Origin of the sequence: Streptomyces sp. NPDC101219 (genome assembly GCF_044767675.1) — a bacterium.
Lineage (GTDB): Bacteria > Actinomycetota > Actinomycetes > Streptomycetales > Streptomycetaceae > Streptomyces.
This window is the reverse complement of record NZ_JBIWOK010000018.1, coordinates 1-25,698: the sequence shown is the minus strand read 5'-3', so window position 1 is coordinate 25,698 and position 25,698 is coordinate 1. Positions and strand designations below refer to the sequence as shown.

At 72.0% G+C, this 25,698-nt stretch carries 19 protein-coding genes and 2 pseudogenes; 13 read left to right on the top strand and 8 right to left on the bottom strand.

The features are described from left to right. Nucleotides 1-41: 41 nt before the first annotated feature. Together ACIRPP_RS27970 and ACIRPP_RS27965 are read right to left on the bottom strand one after the other, a co-directional pair. Nucleotides 42-500, bottom strand: coding sequence for a peroxiredoxin (locus tag ACIRPP_RS27970; protein WP_403648322.1), 459 nt, complete (start codon nucleotides 498-500; stop codon nucleotides 42-44). A 124-nt stretch (nucleotides 501-624) separates the two neighbouring features. Then, entirely contained in the window at nucleotides 625-1,062 is a 438-nt protein-coding gene (locus ACIRPP_RS27965) for a DUF3052 domain-containing protein (RefSeq protein ID WP_403648319.1), read from the bottom strand. Between the two features lie 395 nt (nucleotides 1,063-1,457). Between ACIRPP_RS27965 and aceE the strand changes: the two genes are divergently transcribed. Then, on the top strand, nucleotides 1,458-4,205 hold the full coding sequence (gene aceE / locus ACIRPP_RS27960) for a pyruvate dehydrogenase (acetyl-transferring), homodimeric type (protein WP_403648316.1): 2,748 nt from the start codon (nucleotides 1,458-1,460) through the stop codon (nucleotides 4,203-4,205). 359 nt (nucleotides 4,206-4,564) lie between these two features. Here the strand turns inward: aceE and ACIRPP_RS27955 are convergent, their stop codons facing one another. Both ACIRPP_RS27955 and ACIRPP_RS27950 read right to left on the bottom strand, forming a co-directional pair. Then, a complete protein-coding gene (locus ACIRPP_RS27955; protein WP_403648313.1) occupies nucleotides 4,565-4,873 on the bottom strand; it encodes a small hydrophobic protein in 309 nt (102 codons plus the stop codon). 233 nt (nucleotides 4,874-5,106) lie between these two features. Next, nucleotides 5,107-6,723, bottom strand: coding sequence for an MFS transporter (locus ACIRPP_RS27950; RefSeq protein ID WP_403648311.1), 1,617 nt, complete (start codon nucleotides 6,721-6,723; stop codon nucleotides 5,107-5,109). A 110-nt stretch (nucleotides 6,724-6,833) separates the two neighbouring features. On the opposite strand from ACIRPP_RS27950, the gene ACIRPP_RS27945 reads away from it, so the two are divergent. The 3 genes from ACIRPP_RS27945 (at nucleotide 6,834) to ACIRPP_RS27935 (ending at nucleotide 9,718) form a co-directional block, all read left to right on the top strand. Further along, nucleotides 6,834-7,496, top strand: coding sequence for a TetR family transcriptional regulator (locus ACIRPP_RS27945; protein ID WP_403648308.1), 663 nt, complete (start codon nucleotides 6,834-6,836; stop codon nucleotides 7,494-7,496). Nucleotides 7,497-7,588: 92 nt separating this feature from the next. After that, a complete protein-coding gene (locus ACIRPP_RS27940; protein WP_403648305.1) occupies nucleotides 7,589-8,806 on the top strand; it encodes an alpha/beta hydrolase in 1,218 nt (405 codons plus the stop codon). A gap of 66 nt (nucleotides 8,807-8,872) precedes the next feature. Then, the gene (locus ACIRPP_RS27935; RefSeq protein ID WP_403648303.1) at nucleotides 8,873-9,718 is read left to right on the top strand and encodes a DUF4429 domain-containing protein; all 846 of its coding nucleotides are present in this window, start codon (nucleotides 8,873-8,875) and stop codon (nucleotides 9,716-9,718) included. A gap of 214 nt (nucleotides 9,719-9,932) precedes the next feature. Here ACIRPP_RS27935 and ACIRPP_RS27930 read toward each other — a convergent pair whose 3' ends face one another. Next, on the bottom strand, nucleotides 9,933-10,397 hold the full coding sequence (locus ACIRPP_RS27930) for a MerR family transcriptional regulator (RefSeq protein ID WP_164343402.1): 465 nt from the start codon (nucleotides 10,395-10,397) through the stop codon (nucleotides 9,933-9,935). Between the two features lie 94 nt (nucleotides 10,398-10,491). Between ACIRPP_RS27930 and ACIRPP_RS27925 the strand changes: the two genes are divergently transcribed. From ACIRPP_RS27925 to ACIRPP_RS27895, 7 genes are all read left to right on the top strand, one after another. Continuing rightward, complete coding sequence (locus ACIRPP_RS27925) at nucleotides 10,492-10,962, top strand: GNAT family N-acetyltransferase (protein WP_164343404.1); 471 nt, start codon at nucleotides 10,492-10,494, stop codon at nucleotides 10,960-10,962. Between the two features lie 18 nt (nucleotides 10,963-10,980). Beyond that, nucleotides 10,981-11,802 (top strand): serine hydrolase, encoded by an 822-nt coding sequence (locus ACIRPP_RS27920; RefSeq protein WP_192230615.1) that lies wholly within the window; start codon nucleotides 10,981-10,983, stop codon nucleotides 11,800-11,802. Between the two features lie 146 nt (nucleotides 11,803-11,948). Continuing rightward, entirely contained in the window at nucleotides 11,949-12,662 is a 714-nt protein-coding gene (locus ACIRPP_RS27915) for a DinB family protein (RefSeq protein ID WP_403648299.1), read from the top strand. 122 nt (nucleotides 12,663-12,784) lie between these two features. Next, complete coding sequence (locus ACIRPP_RS27910) at nucleotides 12,785-13,765, top strand: hypothetical protein (protein ID WP_403648296.1); 981 nt, start codon at nucleotides 12,785-12,787, stop codon at nucleotides 13,763-13,765. A gap of 317 nt (nucleotides 13,766-14,082) precedes the next feature. Next, a complete protein-coding gene (locus ACIRPP_RS27905; protein WP_403648293.1) occupies nucleotides 14,083-15,969 on the top strand; it encodes an HSP90 family protein in 1,887 nt (628 codons plus the stop codon). Between the two features lie 2 nt (nucleotides 15,970-15,971). After that, entirely contained in the window at nucleotides 15,972-19,025 is a 3,054-nt protein-coding gene (locus ACIRPP_RS27900) for a hypothetical protein (protein ID WP_403648291.1), read from the top strand. A gap of 444 nt (nucleotides 19,026-19,469) precedes the next feature. Further along, on the top strand, nucleotides 19,470-21,044 hold the full coding sequence (locus ACIRPP_RS27895; protein WP_403648288.1) for a S8 family peptidase: 1,575 nt from the start codon (nucleotides 19,470-19,472) through the stop codon (nucleotides 21,042-21,044). A 119-nt stretch (nucleotides 21,045-21,163) separates the two neighbouring features. On the opposite strand, the pseudogene ACIRPP_RS27890 reads toward ACIRPP_RS27895, so the two are convergent. Continuing rightward, a pseudogene (locus ACIRPP_RS27890) lies at nucleotides 21,164-21,865 on the bottom strand (nucleotidyl transferase AbiEii/AbiGii toxin family protein). Between the two features lie 187 nt (nucleotides 21,866-22,052). Continuing rightward, complete coding sequence (locus tag ACIRPP_RS27885; RefSeq protein WP_403648286.1) at nucleotides 22,053-22,652, bottom strand: hypothetical protein; 600 nt, start codon at nucleotides 22,650-22,652, stop codon at nucleotides 22,053-22,055. A 548-nt stretch (nucleotides 22,653-23,200) separates the two neighbouring features. Between ACIRPP_RS27885 and ACIRPP_RS27880 the strand changes: the two genes are divergently transcribed. Both ACIRPP_RS27880 and ACIRPP_RS27875 read left to right on the top strand, forming a co-directional pair. Continuing rightward, a complete protein-coding gene (locus ACIRPP_RS27880) occupies nucleotides 23,201-24,397 on the top strand; it encodes a serine hydrolase domain-containing protein (RefSeq protein ID WP_403648568.1) in 1,197 nt (398 codons plus the stop codon). Between the two features lie 592 nt (nucleotides 24,398-24,989). After that, nucleotides 24,990-25,211 (top strand): hypothetical protein, encoded by a 222-nt coding sequence (locus ACIRPP_RS27875; protein WP_403648283.1) that lies wholly within the window; start codon nucleotides 24,990-24,992, stop codon nucleotides 25,209-25,211. 402 nt (nucleotides 25,212-25,613) lie between these two features. Here ACIRPP_RS27875 and ACIRPP_RS27870 read toward each other — a convergent pair. Then, nucleotides 25,614-25,698: pseudogene (locus tag ACIRPP_RS27870) on the bottom strand (IS5/IS1182 family transposase); the annotation flags it as partial.

The following is a 25,698-nucleotide window of genomic DNA, read 5'->3' as shown; positions in this document are numbered from 1 at the left end:
CTAGTGACGGGTTCCCGGGGCTCGCATTCCCCGCGGATGAATTACAGGGTGTCGAGGGCCGCGACGTACTCGTTGAGGTCGCGGGCGTCGGGCAGGCCGTTGACCACGGTCCAGCGCACGACGCCCTCCTGGTCGATGACGAAGCTGCCGCGCACCGCGCAGCCCTTGGCCTCGTCGAAGACGCCGTAGGCGCGCGAGACCTCGCCGTGGGGCCAGAAGTCGGACAGCAGGGGGTACTCAAGGCCCTCCTGCTCGGCGAAGACGCGCAGTGTGTGGATGGAGTCGTTGGACACCGCCAGCAGCTGAGTGTCCCGGTCGGCGAACCGCGGCAGGTTGTCCCTCAGCTCGCACAGCTCGCCGGTGCACACGCCGGTGAAGGCGAAGGGGTAGAAGACCAGCACCACGTTGCTCCGGCCCCGGAAGTCCGACAGCCGCACGGTCCGGCCGTGGTTGTCCTTGAGTTCGAAGTCGGGGGCCTTGTCGCCGGCCTTGATCGCCATGGTCGCTCTTGTCCCTTCCGCGGGGGTGGGTCGCCGCTGTCCGGTCCACCCTACGCAGGGGGTACGACAGGCCGACGGACGGGCTGACCTGGTCAGCCCGTCCGGGATGCTCGTCGCGGCGGGACTACCGCTTGGACTTGGCGGCCTTCGGGGTCGCCAGGCGGCTTCCGCTCCAGTCCTTTCCGACGCTGACGCTCTTCGACGCCGTCAGGCCCGCCGTGGTGGCGGCCTCCGAGATGTCACTCGGCTCGACGTAGCCGTCACGGCCCGTCTTCGGCGTCAGGAGCAGGATGGCGCCACCTTCTTCGATGTACGTGCCGGCATCCACCAGCGCGTCCGTCAGGTCGCCGTCGTCGTCACGGAACCACAGCACAACGGCGTCAGCCACGTCGTCGTAGTCCTCGTCGACCAGGTCGTTCTCGATGACGCCCTCGATGGCCTCGCGGAGCTCCTGGTCGACGTCGTCGTCGTAGCCGATCTCCTGGACCACCTGCCCGGGCTGGAACCCCAGCCTGGCGGCAGGGTTCGTCCGCTCCTCCGCGTGGTCCGCGGTCGCGCTCACGGGTTGCCTCCTGATCATGGATTGGGAATAACTCAGCCACGCGCGTGCGCGAAGCATTGGCCGTAGTCCACACGGGCGGGACGGATCGCGCAAGTACCCGGCCGCCGAGACCGCCGAAACGGTGACGATCCGGGCCTGTTCACCGCAACCCGTGGCACGGCGTTGCCGCCGATGGTGAGGTACACCACACCCTTGTGCCCGGTTTGGGCATTCGGGAACCGTCCGTGGGTACGAGACCCGGACGAGACCGCGTCCCGGGTCCCGCGGGGCCGCACATCCGGGTTACCTCTCGGTAGAGGTGACGTTTGCGCCCCCCGGGTGGACCATGGGATCGGCGCAGACCCGGCTGCAGCACCGCGGCCGTCCTTCACGGCCCTCGACAGGTAAGGATCAGCGTGGCTTCCGCATCCGATCGCAACCCGATCATCATTGGCGGCCTTCCGAGTCAGGTCCCCGACTTCGACCCGGAGGAGACCCAGGAGTGGCTCGACTCCCTCGACGCCGCAGTCGACGCGCGCGGCCGGGAGCGGGCCCGCTACCTGATGCTCCGGCTGATCGAGCGGGCCCGTGAGAAGCGCGTGGCCGTGCCCGAGATGCGCAGCACGGACTACGTGAACACCATCCCCACCCGCGCGGAGCCGTTCTTCCCGGGCAACGAGGAGATCGAGCGCAAGATCCTCAACGCCACGCGGTGGAACGCCGCGGTGATGGTCTCGCGCGCGCAGCGGCCCGGGATCGGGGTGGGCGGGCACATCGCCACCTTCGCGTCCTCGGCGTCGCTGTACGACGTGGGCTTCAACCACTTCTTCCGCGGCAAGGACGAGGGTGACGGCGGCGACCAGGTCTTCTTCCAGGGGCACGCCTCCCCCGGCATCTACGCCCGCGCCTACCTGCTGGACCGGCTGACCGAGCAGCACCTCGACGGGTTCCGCCAGGAGAAGTCCAAGGCGCCCTACGCTCTGTCGTCGTACCCGCACCCGCGGTCGATGCCGGACTTCTGGGAGTTCCCCACGGTGTCGATGGGGCTCGGCGCGATCGGCTCGATCTACCAGGCGCGGATGAACCGGTACATGCACGCGCGCGGCATCGCGGACACCTCGAAGTCGCACGTGTGGGCGTTCCTCGGCGACGGCGAGATGGACGAACCGGAGTCGCTGGGCCAGCTGTCCATCGCGGCCCGGGAGGGCCTGGACAACCTGACCTTCGTGATCAACTGCAACCTCCAGCGCCTGGACGGGCCGGTGCGCGGCAACGGCAAGATCATCCAGGAGCTGGAGTCGGTCTTCCGGGGCGCCGGCTGGAACGTGATCAAGCTGGTCTGGGACCGTTCCTGGGACCCGCTGCTCGCCCAGGACCGGGACGGCGTGCTGGTCAACCGGATGAACACCACGCCGGACGGCCAGTTCCAGACGTACGCCACCGAGTCCGGCGCCTACATCCGCGACCACTTCTTCGGTGACGACCACCGGCTGCGCGCCATGGTCGAGGGCATGACCGACGACCAGATCCTGCACCTGGGCCGCGGCGGCCACGACCACCGCAAGATCTACGCGGCGTACAAGGCGGCCCTGGAGCACAAGGGCCAGCCGACGGTCATCCTCGCGAAGACGGTCAAGGGCTGGACGCTGGGCCCGAACTTCGAGGGCCGCAACGCCACCCACCAGATGAAGAAGCTGACGGTCGACGACCTCAAGCGCTTCCGCGACCGGCTGCACCTGCCGATCCCCGACAAGGACCTGGAGTCCGGCGTGCCGCCGTACTACCACCCGGGCCGGGACTCCGAGGAGATCCAGTACATGCACGACCGCCGCAGGAACTGCGGCGGGTACGTGCCGACCCGGGTGGTGCGCGCCAAGCCGCTGGCGCTGCCCGACGACAAGACCTACGCGACGGTCAAGAAGGGCTCGGGCCAGCAGTCCATCGCGACGACCATGGCCTTCGTGCGGCTGCTGAAGGACCTCATGCGGGACAAGGAGATCGGCAAGCGGTTCGTGCTGATCGCGCCGGACGAGTACCGCACGTTCGGCATGGACTCCTTCTTCCCGAGCGCCAAGATCTACAACCCGCTGGGCCAGCAGTACGAGGCCGTGGACCGCGACCTGCTGCTCGCCTACAAGGAGGCGCCGAACGGGCAGATGCTGCACGACGGCATCTCCGAGGCGGGCTGCACGGCCTCCCTGATCGCGGCGGGCTCGGCCTACGCCACGCACGGCGAGCCGCTCATCCCGGTGTACGTCTTCTACTCGATGTTCGGCTTCCAGCGCACCGGCGACCAGTTCTGGCAGATGGCCGACCAGCTCTCGCGCGGGTTCGTCCTGGGCGCGACCGCCGGCCGGACGACGCTGACCGGTGAGGGGCTCCAGCACGCGGACGGCCACTCGCAGTTGCTGGCCTCGACCAACCCGGCGTGCGTCGCCTACGACCCGGCCTTCGGCTACGAGATCGCACACATCGTTCAGGACGGTCTGCGCCGGATGTACGGCGGCGACGAGCAGCACCCGCACGGCGAGGACGTCTTCTACTACCTGACCGTCTACAACGAGCCGATGCAGCACCCGGCGGAGCCGGAGAACGTGGACGTCGAGGGCATCCTCAAGGGCCTGTACCGCCTCGGCGAGGGCCCGGGCGGGGCGCTGCCGGCGCAGATCCTCGCCTCCGGTGTCGCCGTGCCGTGGGCGATCGAGGCGCAGAAGATCCTCGCCGAGGAGTGGAACGTCAAGGCGGACGTCTGGTCGGCCACCTCGTGGAACGAGCTGCGGCGCGAGGCGGTGGACTGCGAGCGGCACAACCTGCTGCACCCCGAGGAGGAGCAGCGCACCCCGTACGTGACGCGCAAGCTGGCCTCCGCGCAGGGGCCGGTCGTGGCGGTCTCGGACTGGATGCGCTCGGTGCCGGACCAGATCGCCCGCTGGGTGCCGGGGACGTATCAGTCGCTGGGCGCCGACGGCTTCGGCTTCGCCGACACCCGCGGGGCGGCCCGCCGGTACTTCCACATCGACGCGCAGTCGATCGTGGTGGCGGTGCTGACGGAGCTGGCGCGCGAGGGGCACCTGGACCGGTCCGTGCTGAAGCAGGCGATCGACCGGTACCAGCTGCTGGACGTGACGGCAGCCGACCCGGGCCCGGCGGGCGGCGACGCGTAGCACGCGGTACGGCGCGCGGTACGGCGCGGAGGGCCCCCGGCGGTGCGCCGGGGGCCCTTTGCTCGTCCGGGGCCCTTTGCACGTCCGGGGCTCTTCGCACGTCCGGGGCCCTTTGCACCTCCGGGGCTCTTCGCACGTCCGGGGCCCTCTGCACGTCATGGGTCCCGGCACCCTTCGGGGCCCTCTGCACGTCATGGGTCCCGGCACCCTTCGGGGCCCTCTGCACGTCATGGGTCCCGGCACCCTTCGGGGCACGGACGCACGGTCCTTCGGCCCCGGACGCACTGCACCTTCCGGTCCCGGACGCACGGGCGGGCCCCCGGCGGTGTGCCGGGGGCCCGCCCGTGGATGACGCCGGGTCAGAACATGCCGTTGCCCCAGGTCGCCGCTCCGGCCAGCATGATGACGGCCAGGAGCGTGTCGATGGCCCCGAGGACGACGGCGACCACGGCCGGCACCGAGCGGGACCCCGCCCAGCTGCGGCCCATGGCCAGCCATCCGCAGACGATCGCCACCGGGCCGAGGACGATCCCCAGCACGAAGAACCCGGCGACCGCGCAGACGAGTCCGATGATGCCCAGCGTCGCGCGATCCGGCCCGGACTGTGACCTCATCCGGCCACGCGTGCGGGGGTGCCTGCGCGTTCCGTGTCCGAAGCTCGCCATCATCAACTCCCTGAAGGGTTCGTTGACATGGCGGGTACCCCCGCTTCCGCGCCGGATTCCTGCGGGACGCGCGGGCGCCGGCCCCTGCCTGCGCGCTGCCCCCCTCCAGCAGCGCGCAGCAGTCGGCGTCCTCCAGTCCTGCGGAGGACTTGACCCACTGTGACCTGCGGTGGCCTCCCAACGGGAGGGATCACCGCCTTCGTTCACCCTGACGAGCGAACTCGGCCGCGGGTCCGTCAGATGTGGCCCACGCCCGCACCGGCGTCCGCGTTCGCACCGCGCTTGGTGAGGAACGCGACCGCCACCGCGACCGCGGCGACGGCGGCGGCCGTGAGGGACGCCAGGCCCATGCCGGACATGAACGTGTCGTGGGAGACCTTCGTGATCGTCTCGGCGACCTCGGGCGGCATGTCCGGGGAGACCGGGGCGATGCCGAACTGGACGGCATCCGCCGTCACGTCGGCCTGCTCGGGACCGAGGGGCGGGAGCCCGGCGTCCCGCCAGTTGCCCGGCAGGTCGCTGTCGACCTTGGAGGCCATCACCGCGCCCAGCACGGCGGTGCCGAGGCTGCCGCCGATCTGCATCGCGGACTGCTGGAGACCGCCGGCCACGCCGGACAGCTCCATGGGCGCGTTGCCCACGATGACCTCGGTCGCGCCGACCATGACGGGCGCCAGGCCGAGGCCCAGCAGGGCGAACCAGAGCGACATCACGCCGCTGCCGGTGTCCGTCTCCAGCGTCGACATGCCGTACATGGCGAGGGCGGTCAGCGCCATGCCGCCGGCCAGCGGGATGCGCGGGCCGGCCTTGGTGATCACCACGCCGGCCAGCGGCGAGCCGACGATCATCATGCCGGTGAGCGGCAGCAGGTGCAGGCCGGCGTCGATCGGGCTCATGCCGTGCACGTTCTGCAGGTAGAAGGTGACGAAGAACAGGCCGCCCATGAAGGCGATGGCCATCAGCACCATCAGCACCACGCCCGCGGACAGCGGCACCGACCGGAACAGCGTCAGCGGGATCAGCGGCTCGCGGACCTGGGACTCCCAGCCGGCGAAGCCGGCGAAGAGCGCCACGGCGGCGCCGATGAACGCCCACGTCCACAGCCCGCCCCAGCCCCACTCGGGAGCCTTGATCAGCGCCCACACCAGGCAGAACATGGCGGTGGACAGCAGGACGATGCCGGGGATGTCGAAGGAGCGCGGGGCGTTCTGCGCGCGGTGGTCGAGCAGGATCCACGCGCCGAGGGCGACGGCGAGGACGCCGACCGGCACGTTGATGAAGAAGACCGACTCCCAGTTGACGTGCTCGACGAGGACGCCCCCGAGGATCGGGCCGCCCGCGGTGGAGGCGCCGATGACCATGCCCCAGATGCCGATGGCCATGTTGAGCTTCTCGGCCGGGAAGGTGGCCCGCAGCAGGCCGAGCGCGGCCGGCATGAGCAGCGCGCCGAACAGGCCCTGGAACACCCGGAAGACGATCACCATCGTGATGCCCTCGGACAGTCCGATGGCGGCCGAGGACACGGCGAAGCCGGCCACGCCGACGAGGAAGGTCTGGCGGTGGCCGAAGCGGTCGCCCAGCTTGCCCGCAGTGATCAGGGAGACCGCGAGGGCGAGGAAGTAGGCGTTGGTGATCCACTGCAGGTCGGACCAGGTGGCACCCAGGTCGATGGCGATGGCCGGGTTGGCGATGGCCACGATGGTGCCGTCCAGGGCCACCATCATGACGCCCACGGCCACGGTCACCAGAGTGAGCCAGGGGTGGCCCCGCAGCCCTGCACCGCGCTGCGCGGCCGGGGACGCGACGGGACCGTCGTCCCCCGCGCCCTTGTCGATGGTGGTCTGACTAGTCATACGCAGAAAACTAATGTCAGTCGCTGACAGTTGCCAAACCATTTCGTCATACGGTCGCCCGGCGCCCCGCGCGTATAGCCTGAACTGGGGAATCCGCCCGAGGAGGAGACATGGAGCCGGTCGGAGGCGTCGTCACCGCGGTGCCGGGGCCGGGTCTGCGGGAGCTGAAGAAGCGGCGCACCCGGGACGCCCTGGTCCGGGCGGCCCTGGAGCTGTTCGCCACCCGCGGCTACGACGGCACCACCGTCGACGACATCGCCGAGGCTGTCGGCGTCTCCCAGCGCACCTTCTTCCGCTACTTCGCCGGCAAGGAGGACGTGGCCTTCCACGTCCCGCGGCTCGCGGAGTCCCGGGTCGTCGAGGCCGTGCGTGCACGTCCGCCGGACGAGCCGCCGCTGGAGGCGCTGCGCCGGGCCGTGCTGGGCAGCTGGGACGGCATCACCGAGGCCGTCGGGCAGATCGTCCCCGTGGAGCTGTACATGCGGGTCTACCGGGTCATCGAGTCGACGCCCGCGCTGCTCGCCGCCCATCTGCGGCGCTCCACCGAACTGGAGGAGCAGCTGGCCCGCATCGTCGCCGAACGCGAGGGGCTCGACGTGGACGCCGACCCCCGGCCGCGGCTGCTGGTGGCCGCCGTCGCGGGCGCGATCCGGGTCGCCGAGCGGCTGTGGTCCGCGGGCGACGACCTGAGCGTCACGGCCATGCGGGACCTCACCACCCGGTACCTGGACCGGCTCGGTCCGGACCTCGCGGGCAACTGGCGCACGCAGTGATCCTCGCCGCATCCCCGTACCGGCACGCCGAAACGTGATACCGGTCACTTGGTTAACGCGAGACCCTCCCGTTCTCCTAGTGTGTCCTTTCAGTGACTTCCTTCGACACCTCCCCGCAGCTGAACGTCTGGCGCGCGCTGCTCGCGCTCGCCGTCGTCTTCGTCATGCTGGCGACCACCGGCTGGACGGCGATACGCAGCCAGCGGGAGGCGACCGAGCTGCAGGCCTCGCTCGACGCGTGGCGCGACGGCAGCGTCGCCGGACGGCGGCTGCCGGACCCGCAGTCGGAGCCGACCCGGCTGGCCCGCTTCTTCGCCGGCCTGAACGACGCGCAGCGCGCGCTGCTCGCCCGCCGCTATCCGCTCGCGGTCGGCAACATGAACGGCGCCCCCGTCGAACTGCGCTACCGCGCCAACCGGATCGCCCTCGGACAGGCCCGCACGGTCGAGCTGAAACGCGTCCACGACGAGAACCTCACGCCCGCCGGACAGCGGCACGCGAGCCGGCGGCTGGACCGCATCGACGCCCTGCTGCGTCCGGGCCGGCACATCCTCGCCTTCAACCCCGCCGGTTCCGGCCGGGTCGCCGAGGTCTTCGGCAGCCTGCGCCGCGCCGAACGGGTCTCGGTCGTCGTCCCCGGCGTCGACACCGACCTGCTCACCTTCCAGCGCACCCACCGCCCCCACTCGGCGCCCGTCGGCATGGCGCGGGCCCTGTACGCGGCCGAACGCGAGACCGCTCCCGCCACCCGCACCGCGGTGATCGCCTGGGCCGACTACACCGCCCCTCGCGGCCTCGGCATGGACGCGGCCACCGCGATGCGCGCGGAGGACGGCGCGGTGCGGCTGAACGCGCTGCTGCGCGGCCTGCCCGGCACCGCCCCGGTCTCGCTGTTCTGCCACAGCTACGGCTCGGTGCTGTGCGGCCTCGCCGCGGACGAACTGCCGGACCGGGTGGCCGACATCGCGGTGGCCGGCAGTCCCGGCATGCGCGTCGACAACGCCGGCGAACTGCGCACCCCGGCGCGGGTGTGGGCCATGCGGGACGCCGACGACTGGGTGCAGGACGTGCCGTACCTGGAGGTCGGCGGGCTGGGCCACGGCGCCGACCCGGTGTCCTCGCGCTTCGGCGCCCGGGTGCTGTCCGCGCGCCAGGCCAAGGGCCACAGCGGGTACTTCGAACCGGGCACGGACAGCCTGCGGAACTTCGCCGAGATCGGTGTTGGCGCATACCGCGCGGTCGACTGCGCACAGAAGAACGACGCGTGTCGGAGGGGTTTGTCCGGTACGGACACTTCCGGACGCGCGTAGAAGCGGAGAAACTGCCCTGGACGAGGGGAGGGGACGAAGATGCTCGTGCCGCATACGATGAGCCGCATGGGTGACGTACTGGCCGGATTTCATGCCGCCTGGGAGTTCGAGTCCGACTCCGTGCTCATCCGCTACGAAAGGGGCCTTCGAACACCCAAGTTGTTTCAGGCGCTCGGCACGCGACGCGTTCCGTTCGAGGCGATCGCCGGGGTGACGCTGACGCCCGGCCGGCGCGGCACCGTGGTGCTGCGCATCGCGCCGCGGCCCGGCGCGGACCCGCTGATGGAGGCGGCCGCCGGGCAGTTGAAGGAGAACTGCGACCCCTACCGCCTGGTCCTGCCCGCCGAGCGGGAGACGCTCGCCGAGTACTACGCGGACGAACTGTGCGACCGGCTCACCGAGTCCGGCCCCACCGACCACCACCTGGTGGCGGCCCCCGCGGCCCCGCTCCGCTTCAAGGCGTACGACGGCCGGGCGTCGTTCGACGGCAGCGCCGTGTCCTTCCGCTGGTTCTGGACCGGCGCGTCCTCGGCCAAGTGGAAGGCCGGTGACCAGCGCTTCCCGGTCGGCGAGTTGACCGGCGTGGAGTGGCGGTCGCCGGAGGTCTTCGAGGGGCACCTGCGGCTGCTGCTGCGGGACGGCGGGGAGGCGCCCCCGCAGCCCGACCAGGACCCCGCGGCGGTCATCTTCGGCCTCGGGTACGGACCGGTGCACGAGTCGCTGCCGTTCGCGGCGGCGGTCCTGGCGGCGGTGCGCACCAGCGAGCCCGTGCCCGCGGTGGCCGCGGTCCCCCGCCGCGACCCCGCGGACATCGCGGAGCGGATCCGGCACCTCGGGGAACTGCACCAGGCGGGCCTGGTGACGGACGAGGAGTTCTCCTCCAAGAAGGCGGAGTTGCTGGCGGAGCTGTGACGCCGGGGCCGGGGGTCCCCGGCCCGGTTAGCTCCCGTCCGGGCGACCGGCCCGGTCCACTCCGGTCCGGCGTCCGGTGCTGCCGCCGCCGTCCGGCGTCCGGCCCGGTCCACTCCCGTCCGGCGTCCGGCCCGGTTCGCTCCCGACCGGCGTCCGGTGCTGCCGCCGCCGTCCGTGCCGTGGGCGTCGTGAGCGGGAATGCTGCCGTCCGTCGTCAGGGCGTCTCCGTCGGCGTCGGTCCGCACCCGGCGTCCGCGTAGAAGTCGATCTTCCGGTCGAGCAGGGCCAGGGTGCCCTGGAGCTCTGCGATCCGGGCGCGCACGTCCTCGCGGGTCGCGACGAGGAGGCCGAGTCGCTCGGCGTAGGTGTGCTCACCCGCGCGCACCAGTTCCGCGTACCGCACCATGTCGGCGACCGGCATCCCGGTCAGCCGCAGCTTCCCGACCAGGCCGAGCCAGTCGAGGTCGCGGTTGCTGTAGCGGCGCTGGCCGGTGTGCGAGCGGTCGACGTGCGGCATCAGGCCGATCCGCTCGTACCAGCGCAGGGTGTGGGCGCTCAGCCCGGTGAGGGCGGCGACCTCGCTGATCGTGTAGTGGTCCGCGCCGTCCTGCCGCCGGCCGCCCCGGGGCGGCGTCGCGCGGGTGGTGCTGCTGGTGCCCGTGGTCTCCGTCACCGTCATGGCCTCAACGCTAGAACGCTGGAGTGCACTCCAGGCAAGCAGCGGCGGGAAAACACCGGGCGGGCGCGCAGTCCGCCCGGCTACGGTGCCCGGCATGACTGTGGTGCGCCGTGCGGTACCGGACGACGCGCAGGAAGTGCTGCGCCTGCGTCAGGTGATGATCGACTCGATGGCCCGCTCCGACCCGTCCCGGGCCTGGCACGCGGAGGCCCTGCCGGTGCTGCGGGCCCGGCTGGCCGAGCCGGACGGCCCGTTCGCCGCGTTCGTGGTGGACCATCCCCAGCGGCCGGGCGCGCTGGCGGCGCTGGTGGCCGGTTCGCTGGAGTACCGCATCGGCGGCGCCCGCAACCCGCTGGGCACGGACGGGTACGTGTTCAGTGTCGCCACCGACCCGGACGCGCGCCGCCGGGGCTATGCGCGGGCCTGCGTCCAGGCCCTGCTGGAGTGGTTCCGCGAGCACGGCGCGAAACGGGTCCGGCTGACCGCGTCCTCGCAGGCCGAGCCGCTGTACACGGCGCTCGGCTTCGCCCGCAGGCCCGACCCGTTGCTGGAGCTGACGCTCTGAGCGCTTAGGCTCGATGGCATGTCGCTGAAGAGCCTCACGCTGATCGAGAACTGGCCGGTTCCCACCGCCGCCGCGGGCGTCGTCCGCGCCGACGGCACCGTCCTGGGCACCCACGGGCCCGCCGGCCACCGCTTCCCGCTGGCCTCGGTCACCAAGCCGCTGGCGGCGTACGCGGTGCTCGTGGCGTACGAGGAGGGCGCGATCGAGCTGGACGAGCCGGCGGGCCCCGACGGCTCCACGGTCCGCCACCTGCTCGCCCACACCTCGGGCCTGGCCTTCGACGAGCACCGGGTGACCTCCGCGCCCGGGGAGCGGCGGCTGTACTCCAACGCCGGTTTCGAGCAGCTGGGGGACCACGTCGAGAAGGCGACCGACATCCCCTTCGCCGAGTACCTGCGGCAGGCGGTGCTGGAGCCGCTGGGCATGACGGCGACCTCGCTGGAGGGCTCCCCCGCGAAGGACGGCGTGTCCACCGTGGACGACCTGCTGCGGTTCGCCGCCGAGGTGCAGGCCCCGCGGCTGCTGGACCCGCGCACGGTCGCGGCGGCGATGACCGTGCAGTACCCGGGCACCAAGGGCGTCCTGCCGGGCTACGGCCACCAGAACCCCAACGACTGGGGCCTCGGCTTCGAGATCCGCGACGGCAAGTCCCCGCACTGGACCGGCTCCGCCTCCTCCCCCCGGACCTTCGGCCACTTCGGGCAGTCCGGCACCTTCCTGTGGATCGACCCGGACGCGGGCCTGGCCTGCGCCGCCCTGGCCGACCTCGCCTTCGGCCCGTGGGCCGTCGAGGCATGGCCGCCGTTCACCGACGCCGTCCTGGCGGAGGCGCGCGGCTGAGGCGGTGCGGCCCCCCGGCGGCCCGGCGGCCCGGCGGCCCGGCGGCCCGGCGGCCCGGCGGCCCGGCGGCCACGGAGAAAATCCGGTCGCGAGCGCCCCTCGGCGGGCGCTACGTTCCGGCTCCACGCGACGCGAAGGGGGCCGCCATGGCGACCGGGGACACGCGAACGGGCCGGCTGGAGCTGCTGCTCGACCAGTTCGACCAGGCCAGGGAGATGGCGCAGGTACGGCTGACGGGGCTCGGCGACGAGGAGTACCGGTGGGAGCCCGTGCCCGGCTGCTGGTCCGTGCGGCGCCGCGGCGAGGCGGTCACGCCCCGGGCGTTCGGCCCGGGTGACTGGCTGCTCGACCAGGGCGCCCCGGACATCCCGGCGAGCGAGTACGCCGAGGTGGCCCGGCAGCGGGCCGCCGGGATGACGGTCGCCCGGATCGCCGACGACTGGAGCGTGAGCACGGAGCGGGTGGAGGAGGTGCTCGCCCACCGCGGAGAACCGGAGCCGGACGTCAACCCGGTGACGACCATCGCCTGGCGCCTGGGCCACCTGCACTTCTGCTTCGCCGGCGTCTGGGAATGGACCTTCGGCGAGCGGCGGCGCGACCCGAAGCAGATCGTCGATTTCAGCCCCGAAGCCGGCCCGGCGCTCCAGGCGTTCTGGGCCCTGCTGGACCGCTGGCGCGCGAGCGTCGCCGGGGTGACCGACGCACAGCTCGACACCGTCGGCTTCTCCCAGTACCCGTACGGGTCCGACCCCGACGACCCGTTCGTCTCCGTACTGGCGGGCGCCAACCTGGAACTGATCCACCACATGGCGGAGATCGCGCTGCTGCGTGACCTGTGGGCGGCCCGGCCGGTGCGCTGACCGCGGTGTGAAGCAGCGGTGAAAACCCTGTGGAAGCGGTGTCGGTGGTGCGCTCTATGCTGCACCGCAAGATCACGCGGACGCGTCACGCGGACGCACGCGGGCCAAGGGGAGGGCGCGGCATGTTCGGCAGGCTGTTCGGCAGGGGCGGGGAGAGACCGGGGGATCCGTACGCCCTTCCGGTCCCCCGGAGGAAGAACGGGATGTACACGGTCCAGGCCCTCGGGGACACGCGGGTGTCGGCGCTGCTGGAGGCGGCCCGGGCCGGGGACTGGGAGGCCGTGAAGGCGGGGCTCGCCCCGTTCGACCTCGGCCGCGACCACCAGGTCCTGGGGGAACTGGCCGACGTGGACGGCGTGGAGGAGTGGATCGGCCGGGCCGTCGAGGAGGACAAGGAGCACCGTCCCGAGGCACTGCTCGTCTCCGGGGCGCGTCACATCGTCTGGGGCTGGGAGGCGCGGACCAGCGCACGGGCCGTGGACGTGTCACGGGAGCAGTGGCAGGTCTTCCACGAGCGGCTCCACCTCGCCGAACAGCAGTTGCTCGAGGCCGCGGAGCTGCGGCCGGAGTGGGTCACACCGTGGCGCCGGCTGCTGACGTCCGGACGCGGCATGTCGCTCGGCGACACGGTCAACGAGACGCGGTTCGAGGCCGGTCTGCGCCGCGAGCCGCTGAGCCTGGAGCTGCACACCGAGTGGCTGTCGCACCTGCAGCCCCGGTGGGGCGGCGAGCAGGGGGCGGCCCTGGCGTTCGCCCGCGAAGCGTCCGCCCGCGCGCCCGAGGGCCACCGCCTCGGCTGCCTGGTCGCCATGGCCCACATCGAGGAGTGGGTCGAGTCGGACGACCAGGAGTGCCTGGACCGGCCGGAGATCCAGTCCGAGCTGGCGGAAGCCGCCCGGCGCAGCATCCTGCACCCCGACTACGAGCGACTCCCGGGCTGGCACGGCGACTTCAACATCTTCGCCATGGCGCTGGCCCTGTCCGCCGAGAGCACCGTGTGCCGTCGCGTCTTCCACGAGCTGGACGGCGCGTACACCGAGTGGCCGTGGACGTACATGGCGCGGCCGGAGAAGATGTACGCCCTCTACCGGCGCCACGCCTGACCCCACGGCAGGCGCCACCGGGGCGGGGCCGCATCCGCGGCAGGCGTCCGGCACTTCGCGCCGTCGGCGTGTGGCTGCGCCAGCCGTCCCGCCCGGACCGCCCGTCCCGCCCAGGCCGGTCGAGGCCCGATCGGGAACCGGTCGAGGGCAGCAGGACCGACGGCAACGGACGGCGACGGGCGACCGCCCGCAGCCCCGCCGTCCTCCGGCCGCCGCGGCCCATCCATCCGTATCCGTCGCCGGCAGCCCCCACGCTGGCTCCTCCCCCCTCATCGCCCTTGCTCCCCTACTCACCCTCTCTCACCCCGGACTGCCCGATGACTCTGCCCGACACCGCCCCGGACCCGGCCGGCGCCGACCGCACCTTCCAGGTGGACCTGCGCGGCCTCGTCGACCTCCTCTCCCACCACCTCTACTCCAGCCCCCGCGTCTACCTGCGGGAACTGATGCAGAACGCGGTGGACGCGCTCACCGCCCGGCACGCTCTCACGCCGGACGCCCCCGCCGACGCGTTCGGCATCCGCCTGTACGCCGACGGGGAGGTGGTGCGCGTCGAGGACGACGGCGTCGGACTCACCGAGGCCGACGTGCACGCCTTCCTCGCCACCATCGGCCGCAGCAGCAAGCGGGCCACGGGGGCCTCCCCGGACGGGGCAGCCGGAGGCGTGGGGCGGATCATCGACCAACGAGCCGACTTCATCGGCCAGTTCGGCATCGGTCTGCTCTCCTGCTTCCTGGTCGCCGACGAGATCCACGTGCTGAGCCGCTCCGCCCGCACGCCCGACGCGCCCGCCGTGGAGTGGCGGGGACGCGGCGACGGCAGCTACAGCGTGCGCGCCCTCCCGGCCTCCGCCCGTCCCCGGCCCGGGACCACCGTCACGCTGACGCCGCGCGCCGACGCGGGCGAGTGGACGCGCCCGGCCCAAGTGCTCACCCTGGCCCGGCACTTCGGCTCGCTGCTGCGCCACCCGGTGACCTTCCACGACGGCCCGGACGGCGGCACCGGCACCCCGGTCAACCCCGAGGCGGCACCCTGGGCCCGGTCGTACCCGACGCCGGGGGCCCGGGCCCGCGCGCTGGCCGCGTACGGCGAGGAGGTGTTCGGGTTCACGCCGCTGGACACCATCGAACTGGACCTGCCGGCCGTCGGGCTGAAGGGCATCGCGTGCGTCCTGCCCGAGGCGGTGCCCGCCGGCCGGCGCCACGGCCACCGTGTGCACCTGAAGGGCATGCTGCTGTCCGAGCAGGCCGAGGAGATCCTGCCGGAGTGGGCGTTCTTCGTCCGCTGCGTCGTGGACGCCGAGAGCCTGCGCCCGACCGCGTCCCGGGAGGCGCTGTACGAGGACGACACCCTCGCAGCGGTCCGCGACGCCCTCGCCGACCGGCTGCGGGCGTGGATCGCCCGGGCCGCCGCCAGCGACCCGGAGCTGCTCGGCCGCTTCCTCCAGACGCACCACCTGGCCGTGAAGTCGCTCGCCGTGCACGACGACGAGATCCTGCGCATGCTGCTGCCCTGGCTGCCGTTCGAGACCACCGACGGACACTGCACCCTCGACGAGTTCGCGCGCACCCACCGCACCGTGCTGGTGACGTCCAGCGTGGAGGAGTTCCGGCAGGTCGCCTCCATCGCCTCGGCCGCCGGGCTCGGTGTCGTCAACGGCGGCTACACCTACGACCGGCAACTGGTCCACCGGCTGCCCGAGATCCGGCCGGAGACGAACGTCGCCGACCTCGACCCGGCGACCCTCACCGCCCACCTCGACCCCGTCGACCGGGAGACCGAACTGGCCGCCGCCGCCTATCTCGCGCAGGCCCGGGACGCCCTCGCCGTCTTCGACTGCGACGTCGCGCTGCGCACCTTCCAGCCCGCCTCCGCCCCGGCGCTCCTGGTGGACAGCCGCGAGGCCCGGCACGAGCGCACCCGGTCCCGGCTGGCCCGGGAGCAGGAGGGCGGCCTGTGGGGCGACATCCTGGGCGCCCTGCAGCAGGAGGCGCCCCGGGCCCAGCTGATCCTCAACCAGCTGAACCCGCTGGTGCGCACGGCCGTCGCCATCGACGAGCCGGACCTGGCCCGCACCAGCGCCGAGGCACTGTACGGGCAGGCGGCGCTGCTGTCCCGGCGTCCGCTCAGGCCCGCCGAGTCCAGTCTGATCAACCGTTCCTTCCTCGACCTTCTCGCCCACGCCCTGCGCAAGGACAGCTGACGATGCCGACCACCGCACCCCAGACCACCGACGAGCTGTACGAGGCCCTCCGGGAGAACGACGCGCGCCCCTACGGCCGCACCCGGACCGTCACCGCCGAGGAACTCGTCGACGCCGCCGAGCAGTTCCAGGAGACCCGGCCGCTGATCGACGCCCTGCTGGAGCTCCAGGAGGCGTACACCTACGGCGCCGAGCCCCGGAAGTCGCCCGTCGTCTTCGCCCGGGTGCTCTCGCTCTTCGACGAGCAGCCCGACGTCTTCGACGAGCGGCTGCGGCACCAGCTGTTCTGGCGGTTCAAGTGGGTCGCCAACGCCCTGCGCGCGCTGCCCGAGATACCGCTGACCAGCCTGCGCCAGTGGCTGACCGAGATGCGCGACCGCTACGAGAAGGCCGGGCTGGACCTCCAGCCGTACTACGGGCAGGCGTACCAGCTCGCCGCGCACACCGGGGAGGACACCGCCCTCGCCTACGAGCTGTGGGCGGGCCGGTCCCGCTCCCGGCTCAGCGACTGCGAGGCGTGCGAGACCTGCGAACGCGCCCTGTACCACCTGGCGGCGGGCGACGACGAGCGGGCGCTGCGCGCCTGGGAGCCCGTCCTGGCCGGGAAGGAGTCCTGCCGGGAGGAGCCGGCCCGGTCCGTCTCCTACACGCTGCTGCCGCTGCTGCGGCTGGGCCGCGCGGACGAGGCGCGCTCCCTGCACCTCGCCGGGTACCGGGCCTGCCGCCGCAACCCCTCGATGGCCGGGGAGGTCGGCCGGCACCTGGAGTTCTGCGCGTTGACCGGCAACGAGGCGCGCGGTCTGGAACTGCTCGCGGAGAACCGGACCCTGTTCGACGAGGTGGACTCGCCGCGGGACGTGCTCGACTTCCTCACCGGGGTGGAGGTCCTGCTCCAGCGCGTCGAGGCCCTCGGCCACGGTGACCTGCCGGCCGCCGGGCCCGCGGGCCGCGCCTGGACGGTGAGCGCGCTGCGCGCCGACGCACGCGACCGCGCCGACGGCCTGGCCGCCCGCTTCGACGCCCGCAACGGGACCCCGGCCCACACCGACCGCCGCCGGGCCCGCCTGGACCGCACCCCGCTGCTCGACGCGCTGGAGCTGACCCTGCGCCCGCGCGGCCTGGACGACGTGGCCCCGGCCGCGCCGGCCGCCCATGCGGGCGGCGGCGACGCGGAGGAGTCGGTGGCCGAACTCGTCGTGCGGGCGCGGGCGCTGGAGGAGGAGGGGCATCCGGACGCGGAGGCGTGCTGGGAGCGGATGCGCACCCTCGTCGCGGCCCGCGACTACGCACACCCCGACGACCCGGCGGTGGGCCCGCGCGTGCGGCTGCACGCCGACCTGCTGTCCGACGAGGCGGGCCGGGCGAGCCTGCGGGACGCCTACGCGGAGGCGGTCGCCCTGCACGAGGAGGCCGCGGGCCTCTACGAGGACGCGGACCTGCCGGGCCACGCGGCCCTCGCCCGCGCGAACGCCCTGCTGGCCGCCGCGCAGCTGCCGCCGTCGCCGGACACCCCCGATGCCGGTGCCGGTACCGATCCCGGTGCTGACGCCGGTGCCGGTGCGGCGGCCGAGGCGTCCGACACCGCCGGTGCTCCGGCCCTCGCCCCCGCCCCCTCCACCGACGCCGACGCCGACGAGGCGAGGGCGGTGCAGGTCGCGGCGCTCACCGCCGCGCACGCCGCCCTGGTCGAGTTGCACGAGGAGACGGCCGGGCTGGCCCCGTACCAGGAAGGGCGTCTGCTGCGGCTGCGGGCGACCGCGCTGGGCCTACGCCTGCAGACCTCGCGCGACGAGCAGCACGCGGTGCCGGCCCGCGCCGAGATCGACCTGCTGCACACCTTCGCCACCCGGCACGACCTCGCCGGCCAGATCGCCGGGGCACTGATCCTGCGGGCGACCACCCACGCCCTGACCGGCGAGCTCCCGGTCGCGCTCGCGGAGACCGACGGTCTCCTGGCCAGGCTGCGGGAGCACGGCCCGGCCTGGCACCTGCCCCGGGCGCTCGCCCTGCGCGGCCGGCTGCACCTCGGCCTCGGGGACCCGCAGACCGCGTACTCCGAGCTGTCCGAGGGGCTGCGGCTGGCCGCCGAGTGGCCGGCCGGGGCGATGGACACCTCCCGGCTGCACGCGGACCTGGCGGAGACCTGCATGCACCTGGGCCGCCCGGAGGAGGCGCTGCGGCACTTGAGCCGGGCGGCGGAGCAGGACCTGCGCCGGGGCGACCGGTTCGACGCGTTCTGCACGTACAGCAACGCGGCGCAGCTCAGCCTGGACCTCGGCCGCGTCGAGGACGCCATCGCGCTGCTCGACTCCCTGCTCGTCGAGCCGGACGTCGTCGCCGGGGAGCTGGACGACCGGCTCGTCGCCCAGCTGCGCCTGACCCGGGCCCGCGCGCTGCGGGCGGGGGACGATCTGAAGGCCGCCACGGCGGAGTTCGTCGCCCTCGCGGCCGAGTCGGCGGGCTGGGACGACGATCCGGGCAGCCACGCCATGATCGCCGCCGAGACCGCCGTACTGCTCGGTGAGGCGGGCGAGTTCGGGCAGGCCCGCAAGGTCGTGGACCAAGCGCTGGCCGCGCACGCCCGCGAGCCCCGCTACGAGCCCCTCAGCAACTGCCTGCGCGAACTCGCCCGCCTGAAGGCGCAGCAGGAGGGGCCGGACGGCCTGGCCGAGGCCCGCGCCTTCCTCGCCGACGCCGCCCGGATCGCCGACGAGGCCCGCGCCGTCGGCTACCAGGCGCACGGCCGGTCCCTGGACACCGCCCTGGCCTACGAGCACGGGCGGGTCAACGCCTACGCCGGTGCCTACGAGGAGGCCCTGGCCTCGCTGGAGCGGACGCTCGGGCTGCTGGGAGACCCGGGCGAGGATCCCGAGCAGGCCGGGGAATGGGCAGAGACGGTGCGCCTCGCGGGTGCCGTGGAGGGCATCTACCTGGAGCGCACCGCCCCCGCCCTGACCCGGCTCGACGCCGCGGTCCCGCGGCTGACGGCGCACGGTCACACCCAGGAGGCGGCGGCGCTGACCGAGCTGGCGGCGAGACTGCGCGACGAGGCGTGAGGGGATGCCCGGCGCGGGGTGGTGGGCGAGTCCCCGTTCCCGCGCCGGACACTCCGGGTGACCGTCGAGCCGCTGGCTCCGCACATGGGGCCGTGCGGCACGGACCGGTGCGAAGGGGACGTGACGTGCGGGGATGCGCTTCCTTGGCCGCGATGTGACGGTGATCTCGTTTACCGAGCGTATCTGTACCGTTTGATGACCTTGTGTCATTTCCCTTGTGTGGCACGGGCGTTAACGCCTCGGTCAACCCCTTGTGCAATCCGCGTAGAACATTCAATCTTTCGCTGGCGACAGGCACTCGCGATCACGGTCCCCACTCGTCCGTGTTTGGCATGTACCTGACTTTCGCCCGTCCGGTGACCCGGTGCGGGCGTTCGCTCCGCGTGCCTCCTGCGGGTGGCGCACGGCCCCCACACTCCCCACCTGTCGAGGAGGAACCCTCAGATGGCAGTGAAGCGAAACGCCGGACGCAGATCGGTCGCCGGTATCGGCTCCGTCGCCGCGGTCGCGCTCGCCGGCGGTCTTCTCACCGCCCTCCCCGCCCACGCCGCGGAGCCCGCGGTCGGGCCCATCGCCCACGCGGACGCCCCGAACGCGGTCGAGGACAGCTACATCGTCACCCTCAAGCCGGGCACCGAGGCGGCCTCCGCCAAGGGCAAGGGCGTCGCCAAGAAGCACGGCGCCGAGGTCGACCACACATTCCGCGATGCCCTCAACGGCTACACCGTCGAGGCGTCCGAGACGGAGGCCGCGCGGCTGGCCGCCGACCCGTCGGTCGCCCTGGTCGAGCAGAACCGCACCTTCACCATCCAGGCGACGCAGACCAACCCGCCGTCCTGGGGCCTGGACCGCATCGACCAGACGGCACTGCCGCTGAGCGGTTCCTACACCTACGACGACACGGCCGGCCAGGGCGTGACCGCGTACATCATCGACACCGGTGTGCGCATCTCCCACAGCGACTTCGGCGGACGCGCCCGCAACGGCTACGACGCCGTGGACGGCGACAACGTCGCCCAGGACGGCAACGGTCACGGCACCCACGTCGCCGGCACGGTCGCGGGCAGCGCACACGGCGTCGCCAAGAAGGCCAGCATCGTCGGCGTCCGCGTCCTCGACAACAACGGCTCCGGCACCACCGCCGGCGTGATCGCGGGCGTCGACTGGGTCGCCGACAACGCGGTCCTGCCGGCCGTCGCCAACATGTCGCTCGGCGGCGGCGCCAGCACCAGCCTCGACAACGCCGTCCGCAACGCCATCGCCGCCGGTGTCACCTTCGCCGTCGCCGCGGGCAACGAGTCGACCACGGCGACCGGTTCCCCGGCCCGCGTGTCCGAGGCGATCACCGTCGGCGCCACCACCAGCACGGACGCCCGCGCGAGCTACTCCAACTACGGCTCCAACCTGGACATCTTCGCGCCGGGCTCCTCCATCACCTCCGCCTGGCACACCGGCGACAGCGCCACCAACTCCATCTCCGGCACCTCGATGGCCACCCCGCACGTGGCGGGCGCCGCCGCCCTCTACCTCGCGGACAACCCCTCGGCCACCCCGGCCCAGGTCACCTCCGCGCTGCTGTCGAGCTCCGTCTCCGGCGCCGTCGGCAACCCGGGCAGCGGCTCCCCGAACCGCCTCCTGCACGTCGGCGGCAGCGGCGGCACCACCCCGCCCCCCGGCAAGACCTTCACCAACTCCACGGACTACCGGATCAACGACCGGTCCACCGTCGAGTCCCCGATCACCGTCACCGGCGTCTCCGGCAACGCCCCTTCCGCCCTGAAGGTGCCGGTGAACATCGTCCACACCTACATCGGTGACCTGACGGTCCAGCTCGTCGCCCCCGACGGCTCGGTCTACACCCTCAAGTCGGCCGGCACCGGCGGCTCCACGGACAACATCAACACCACGTACACCGTGAACGCCTCCTCGGAGACCGCCAACGGCACGTGGAAGCTCCGCGTCACCGACAGCTACTCCGGCGACACCGGCTACATCAACAGCTGGGGCCTGACCTTCTGACACCCCGCACCGCCCGACTCTCCGCCCCGGCAGGGATCATCCTGGCGGGGCGGAGTGCTTGTCCCCGCACATTGCCGTCTGCCGCCCCACCAGCCCCCGCCCCCGTCGGGGCAGCCGGTTCATCGACCTGCCTCATCGGCGAGAGCCGCCGCCCACAGTCCGCGAACCAGCGCGACTGCCGCGTCAAGCGTCGGCGGGACGCTCGTCACCAGGTCCTGCGCCAGCTCCGGGTAGCTGTCGCGCCACCGGGGCGGAGGGTCGGGGAGTTCGTCCGGGACGTCGTGGGTGCCCCGAACGGCAAAGACATGCCGTACGGCCGCAGCCAACGCCGCGTCCCCCGTCAGCCCGTCCTCGGCCAGCAGGACGAGGTCTGCCAGATCCTTGACCCGCGTGTTGGGCCGGTCGCCGTAGTCACGGGTGAGCGCGTGCAGTTTCTCCGCGAAGTGCTGGCGGCGATCCACGGCCTCCATGGTCCGCTGCTAAGTGCCCGCAAATGCAAGAGCGTTGGGGAGAGGAAGGCGCTCGGTCCGGGCGATCTCTTCGCCGCGGTCCACAACGTCCACGCGAACCTGTGAGAAGAGCTTCCCGGCGAGGTGGGCCTCGACAGAGAAACGCCAACCGCCTCGGCCCGCCGCGTCCGCAGTCAGTATCACCGGTGCGCTCACCCGAAATTGGAACCAGTCCCCGTCGGGATCGGCCGACAGAGATTCGATCAGCATCTCCCGGACCTCGCTCGCGTCCGTGCTCGAACCGTCTTCGGGCCGCACGGCCACATCCAGATCCTTGGTCGTGCGGGCACGGCCGGTCAGCCGGAACTCCATCGCCGCACCGCCCTTGAGCACCCAGCGGCCGACGGGGTCTCCCGCGAGACGCGCTGCCATACGGTCGAAGACGACGAGACGACGAGACGACGGCTGCGGCTCAGGTCGGCGCCGGATGCGTCCGCATCCCGTTTCAGCCGCGTCTCGAGTGCTCGACGGAGGCCCACGGCGTCGCGGTAGCGGCCGCTCACAGCAGCGCCCTCAAAGCCCGTTCCACTCCCAGCTCGGCACGTGCACCCAGCGACTGTGCCGCGTGCAGCAGTCTCCGGCGGGTCGCGATCCCTCGATCCAGCGCCTCGGCCACGGCACTGTCGATCACATCCTGATCTTCGTCGTCCGCCGCGCATTCGGCGATCGCGCGTGACGGAACCGTCACCCGGTACCCCGCCCGGTCCTCGATGTCCGTGTCGGCCAGCTCCGCACGGTGCAGCGTCACCACGTCCGACGTGCGCCGGAAGCCACGCGGCACGGTTAGGTGGATCCGGGACGGGTTGGCCGTCCCGAGGTCGTGAACGGCAAGGGCCGTCGCGTGCGAGACGACTGCCTGTCCCTTGCTCCACAGCGTCCAGCGCACCAGTTGCTCGTCACCCTCGTCCGGCAGATCGCTGAATTCCCGGAACCGGTATACGGCCCGGTCGATCACCAGCCAGTTGCCGCGCTGGGCGTGATAGCGCTGAGCCTGGTAGGAGTAGCCGGCCTCCAGGGCTTGTGCAGCGGTGAAGAAGCCGCGCTGTCCGGCGGCGGTCCGCCAGAGAACTGCACGCCTGTCCTTACACTCCGTGAGCAACCACATCACCTCAGAAAGTCGCCTAACTCGCAGAATACTTTAGTTCCCGGAGTGTGACCTGGCAGAAAACTAAAGTTTTCTTGTCACTTCCCGGCCGTGGCCTCGGGACAGGAAGCCAAGCCGAGCCGCTCGGCTGCAGCGGCGGACGCCCCTCGCCCGGCGCAGTACCCGCACCTCCCGCAGCAGCAGCTCCGCGTCACCGACAGCTACTCCGGCGACACCGGCTACACCAACAAGCTGGGGCCTGGCCTTCTGACGCCCGCACTGCCCGACTCCGCCCCGGCAGGGGTCATCCTGGCGGGGCGGAGCCCTGTCCGGCGGCGGTCCGCCGGAGGGCTGCACGGCCGCATTACACGCGGTGAGCACAGGTCACCTGGCCAGGACCCAAGAGGAGGGTGGTGGCCGCGGTGGCAGGGGGGCCAGCACCACCCCGGAACGGGCCGCCAGCCGGATGGGCCGCGGCGCCGGCCCTCCGTAGCGTTCCTGCCATGGAGATGACGAAGAGCGCACGGTGGGGCCGGTCCGGACGGTGGCGTGCGGGGCTGGCCATGGCCGGGGTCGCCGCGATCGGGACGGTATCGCTTCTCGGGCCGGGCACCACGGCCGAGGCCATGGGCGCCGGCGGTGGGGACGCGCGGTCGCGGCTGCAGCGGGACGCGGACGCGGTACGGGACACGGGAGCCACCGGGCTGACGGTGCGCTCCCGTGACGCGGCCGGGCGCGAGACGCGGGCCCGGTCCGGCACCGCCAGCCTGAAGGACGGGGGCCGGGTGCCCTTCGACGCCTACTACCGCATCGGCAGCGACACCAAGACCTTCACGGCGGTGGCCGCGCTCCAGCTCGTCGGCGAGGGCACGCTGGGCCTGGACGACACCGTCGAGCAGTGGCTGCCCGGGGTGGTCGCCGGCAACGGCAACGACGGCAGCCGCATCACCCTGCGCAACCTGCTCCAGCACACCAGCGGCCTGGCCAATTACACGGACATCGCCTTCGAGGACCCGGCGGAGCTGACACCCGAGCGCTTCCACGCACAGCGGTTCCGCTCGCAGACCTCCGAGGAGCAGGTCGCCATGGCGATGGAGCGCGCTCCCGGCTGGCTGCCGGACGCGGACGATCCGGGCGCCGAGACGCAGTGGGCGTACTCCAACACCAACTACGTGCTGCTCGGGATGGTCATCGAGAAGGCCACCGGCAACCCCTGGGCGCAGGAGGTGCACGACCGGATCATCGAGCCGCTGGGACTGCGCCGCACGCTGATACCGGACACCTCGCCGTACGTGCCGATGCCGACGGCCGCCGGGTACACGCAGTTCCCCGGCCGGGACGACCTCACCGACACCACGCTGGCCGTAGGCGGCGGCGCGGACGGCGGCATCATCAGCACCACCCGCGACATGAACACCTTCCTGCGCGCCCTGATGGACGGCCGGCTGCTGCCGCCGGAGCAGCTGAAGCAGATGCGCACCACCGTCCCGGCGCCCGACTACGCCACCGACGGCAGGACCCGCTACGGGCTCGGCCTCGCCTGGCGTCCGGCCGAGGGCTGCGCGGGCGGTATCTGGTACCACGGCGGCACGTCCTTCGGCACCGCCTCCGAGACCGCCGTCACGTCCGACGGCCGGGTGTCGGCCGCGGCCGCCGTCTTCACCACGCGCTTCGGTGACGAGAAGCGCTTCCTCGAACAGGCGGAGGCCGCGGTCCGCCTGCTGGACCGGGCGGTGTGCGGCGACTGGAAGCGCGGGTGATGTGGGGCGGCGCACGCCTGCCGCAGGGGTCGTAGTCGGGAACGGGCCCCTGCCTCCCGGGTCACCGGCACTCTGACCACACCGTTTCGCCATGACCGCCGGGCAGGACGCTCACCCCCCATCGGTCCGTCACCGCGTCGACGATCACCATCCCGCGCCCACCCTCACCAAGCCCGTCCCCTGCGCCCCTCACCGGCAGCTCCGGACAGCCGCGGGCGACCTCCACCCGCACCCGGTCCGGGTGGTCTTGGATGAGGCAGTACTGCACAGGCAGAGGACGTCATCTCCGTCCATATGACGGCCAACTCCGAAACCATCACAGAGGCCGAGCTTCGTTACGCTCGCGTGCAGGCCGCCGCCCTCTGTGTGCAGGGCTCGGCGGAACCGATCGCCCGGTTGATGGAGGATCACTATGGAGACCACTCCCAGCCCGAGTAACACCCTGTGACGCAAGTCCAGTTACAGCGCCCCCCGTTCATACCTTCGGGTGCTCGCTACGGCTCGGCTGCAGCTGAGAGAAACCCGCAGCCGGGCCGGCGGTACCTCTATCCAGTGCGGCTGCGTCCAGACTCCGAGGAGGACACACGTCACGATGTTCATGTTCCCACTTTTTCTTGGCATGGTCAGCCTTGCTCTCGGCTTGGCAACAAGGAACAATTATCGCGGATTCCGAGACTGGCTGGTGAAATCACCCGTGAATATCGCTCCGGGCGATGAAAGAGTTTCAGACGTTTTCAATAAGGTCGGCGGGAACGCCATCAGGATGGGCATATTCATGACGATCTTCGGGGTCGTCTTCGCGATTTTTTCGTGAACCCTTAACCTCACCTGACTCACGAAAACAGAGGCGCAAGCAGCATGACTCTTATCCTCTGGATGTTCCGCATCGCATTCATCTCAGCCGGCCTCCTGTTCCTCACCTTGGGAGCCTTCCTGATACTCAAGAAAAAGCTCCCGAAATTTCGACCATTCGACACGCAAGAGCCCCTAACGGGAACGCTCCTCACTTTCCCCGGAGGTCTACGGACTCTAGGGGCGCTCTGGACATTCATCGGAATGTTGAGTATTTTCTTTGGCCTGATGAGTTTTCTTTGACAGGTCGACGCCATCAGGTGGCATACGTCCGGTGAGGGCATGCGCAACCCCACCGCCGAGATCCACGCGTTCATCGCAAACGTTGCGGAGTAGCTGAACGATCCCGGATCCCTGAGCGTTTTCAGCGCTGCCTCTCCAGGGTGAGGACGGCTTTGGTGACTGACGTCATGCGGTTGGGGCTGATCCGGGACCTTCGGAAGATCCGC

Bases quoted from the DNA above. Each gene is read 5' to 3' on its own strand.
- ACIRPP_RS27970 (WP_403648322.1), bottom strand. From the start codon at position 500: ATGGCGATCAAGGCCGGCGACAAGGCCCCCGACTTCGAACTCAAGGAC.
- ACIRPP_RS27955 (WP_403648313.1), bottom strand. From the start codon at position 4,873: ATGATGGCGAGCTTCGGACACGGAACGCGCAGGCACCCCCGCACGCGT.
- ACIRPP_RS27950 (WP_403648311.1), bottom strand. From the start codon at position 6,723: ATGACTAGTCAGACCACCATCGACAAGGGCGCGGGGGACGACGGTCCC.
- ACIRPP_RS27945 (WP_403648308.1), top strand. From the start codon at position 6,834: ATGGAGCCGGTCGGAGGCGTCGTCACCGCGGTGCCGGGGCCGGGTCTG.
- ACIRPP_RS27935 (WP_403648303.1), top strand. From the start codon at position 8,873: ATGGGTGACGTACTGGCCGGATTTCATGCCGCCTGGGAGTTCGAGTCC.
- ACIRPP_RS27930 (WP_164343402.1), bottom strand. From the start codon at position 10,397: ATGACGGTGACGGAGACCACGGGCACCAGCAGCACCACCCGCGCGACG.
- ACIRPP_RS27925 (WP_164343404.1), top strand. From the start codon at position 10,492: ATGACTGTGGTGCGCCGTGCGGTACCGGACGACGCGCAGGAAGTGCTG.
- ACIRPP_RS27920 (WP_192230615.1), top strand. From the start codon at position 10,981: ATGTCGCTGAAGAGCCTCACGCTGATCGAGAACTGGCCGGTTCCCACC.
- ACIRPP_RS27915 (WP_403648299.1), top strand. From the start codon at position 11,949: ATGGCGACCGGGGACACGCGAACGGGCCGGCTGGAGCTGCTGCTCGAC.
- ACIRPP_RS27910 (WP_403648296.1), top strand. From the start codon at position 12,785: ATGTTCGGCAGGCTGTTCGGCAGGGGCGGGGAGAGACCGGGGGATCCG.
- ACIRPP_RS27905 (WP_403648293.1), top strand. From the start codon at position 14,083: ATGACTCTGCCCGACACCGCCCCGGACCCGGCCGGCGCCGACCGCACC.
- ACIRPP_RS27900 (WP_403648291.1), top strand. From the start codon at position 15,972: ATGCCGACCACCGCACCCCAGACCACCGACGAGCTGTACGAGGCCCTC.
- ACIRPP_RS27895 (WP_403648288.1), top strand. From the start codon at position 19,470: ATGGCAGTGAAGCGAAACGCCGGACGCAGATCGGTCGCCGGTATCGGC.
- ACIRPP_RS27880 (WP_403648568.1), top strand. From the start codon at position 23,201: ATGGCCGGGGTCGCCGCGATCGGGACGGTATCGCTTCTCGGGCCGGGC.
- ACIRPP_RS27875 (WP_403648283.1), top strand. From the start codon at position 24,990: ATGTTCATGTTCCCACTTTTTCTTGGCATGGTCAGCCTTGCTCTCGGC.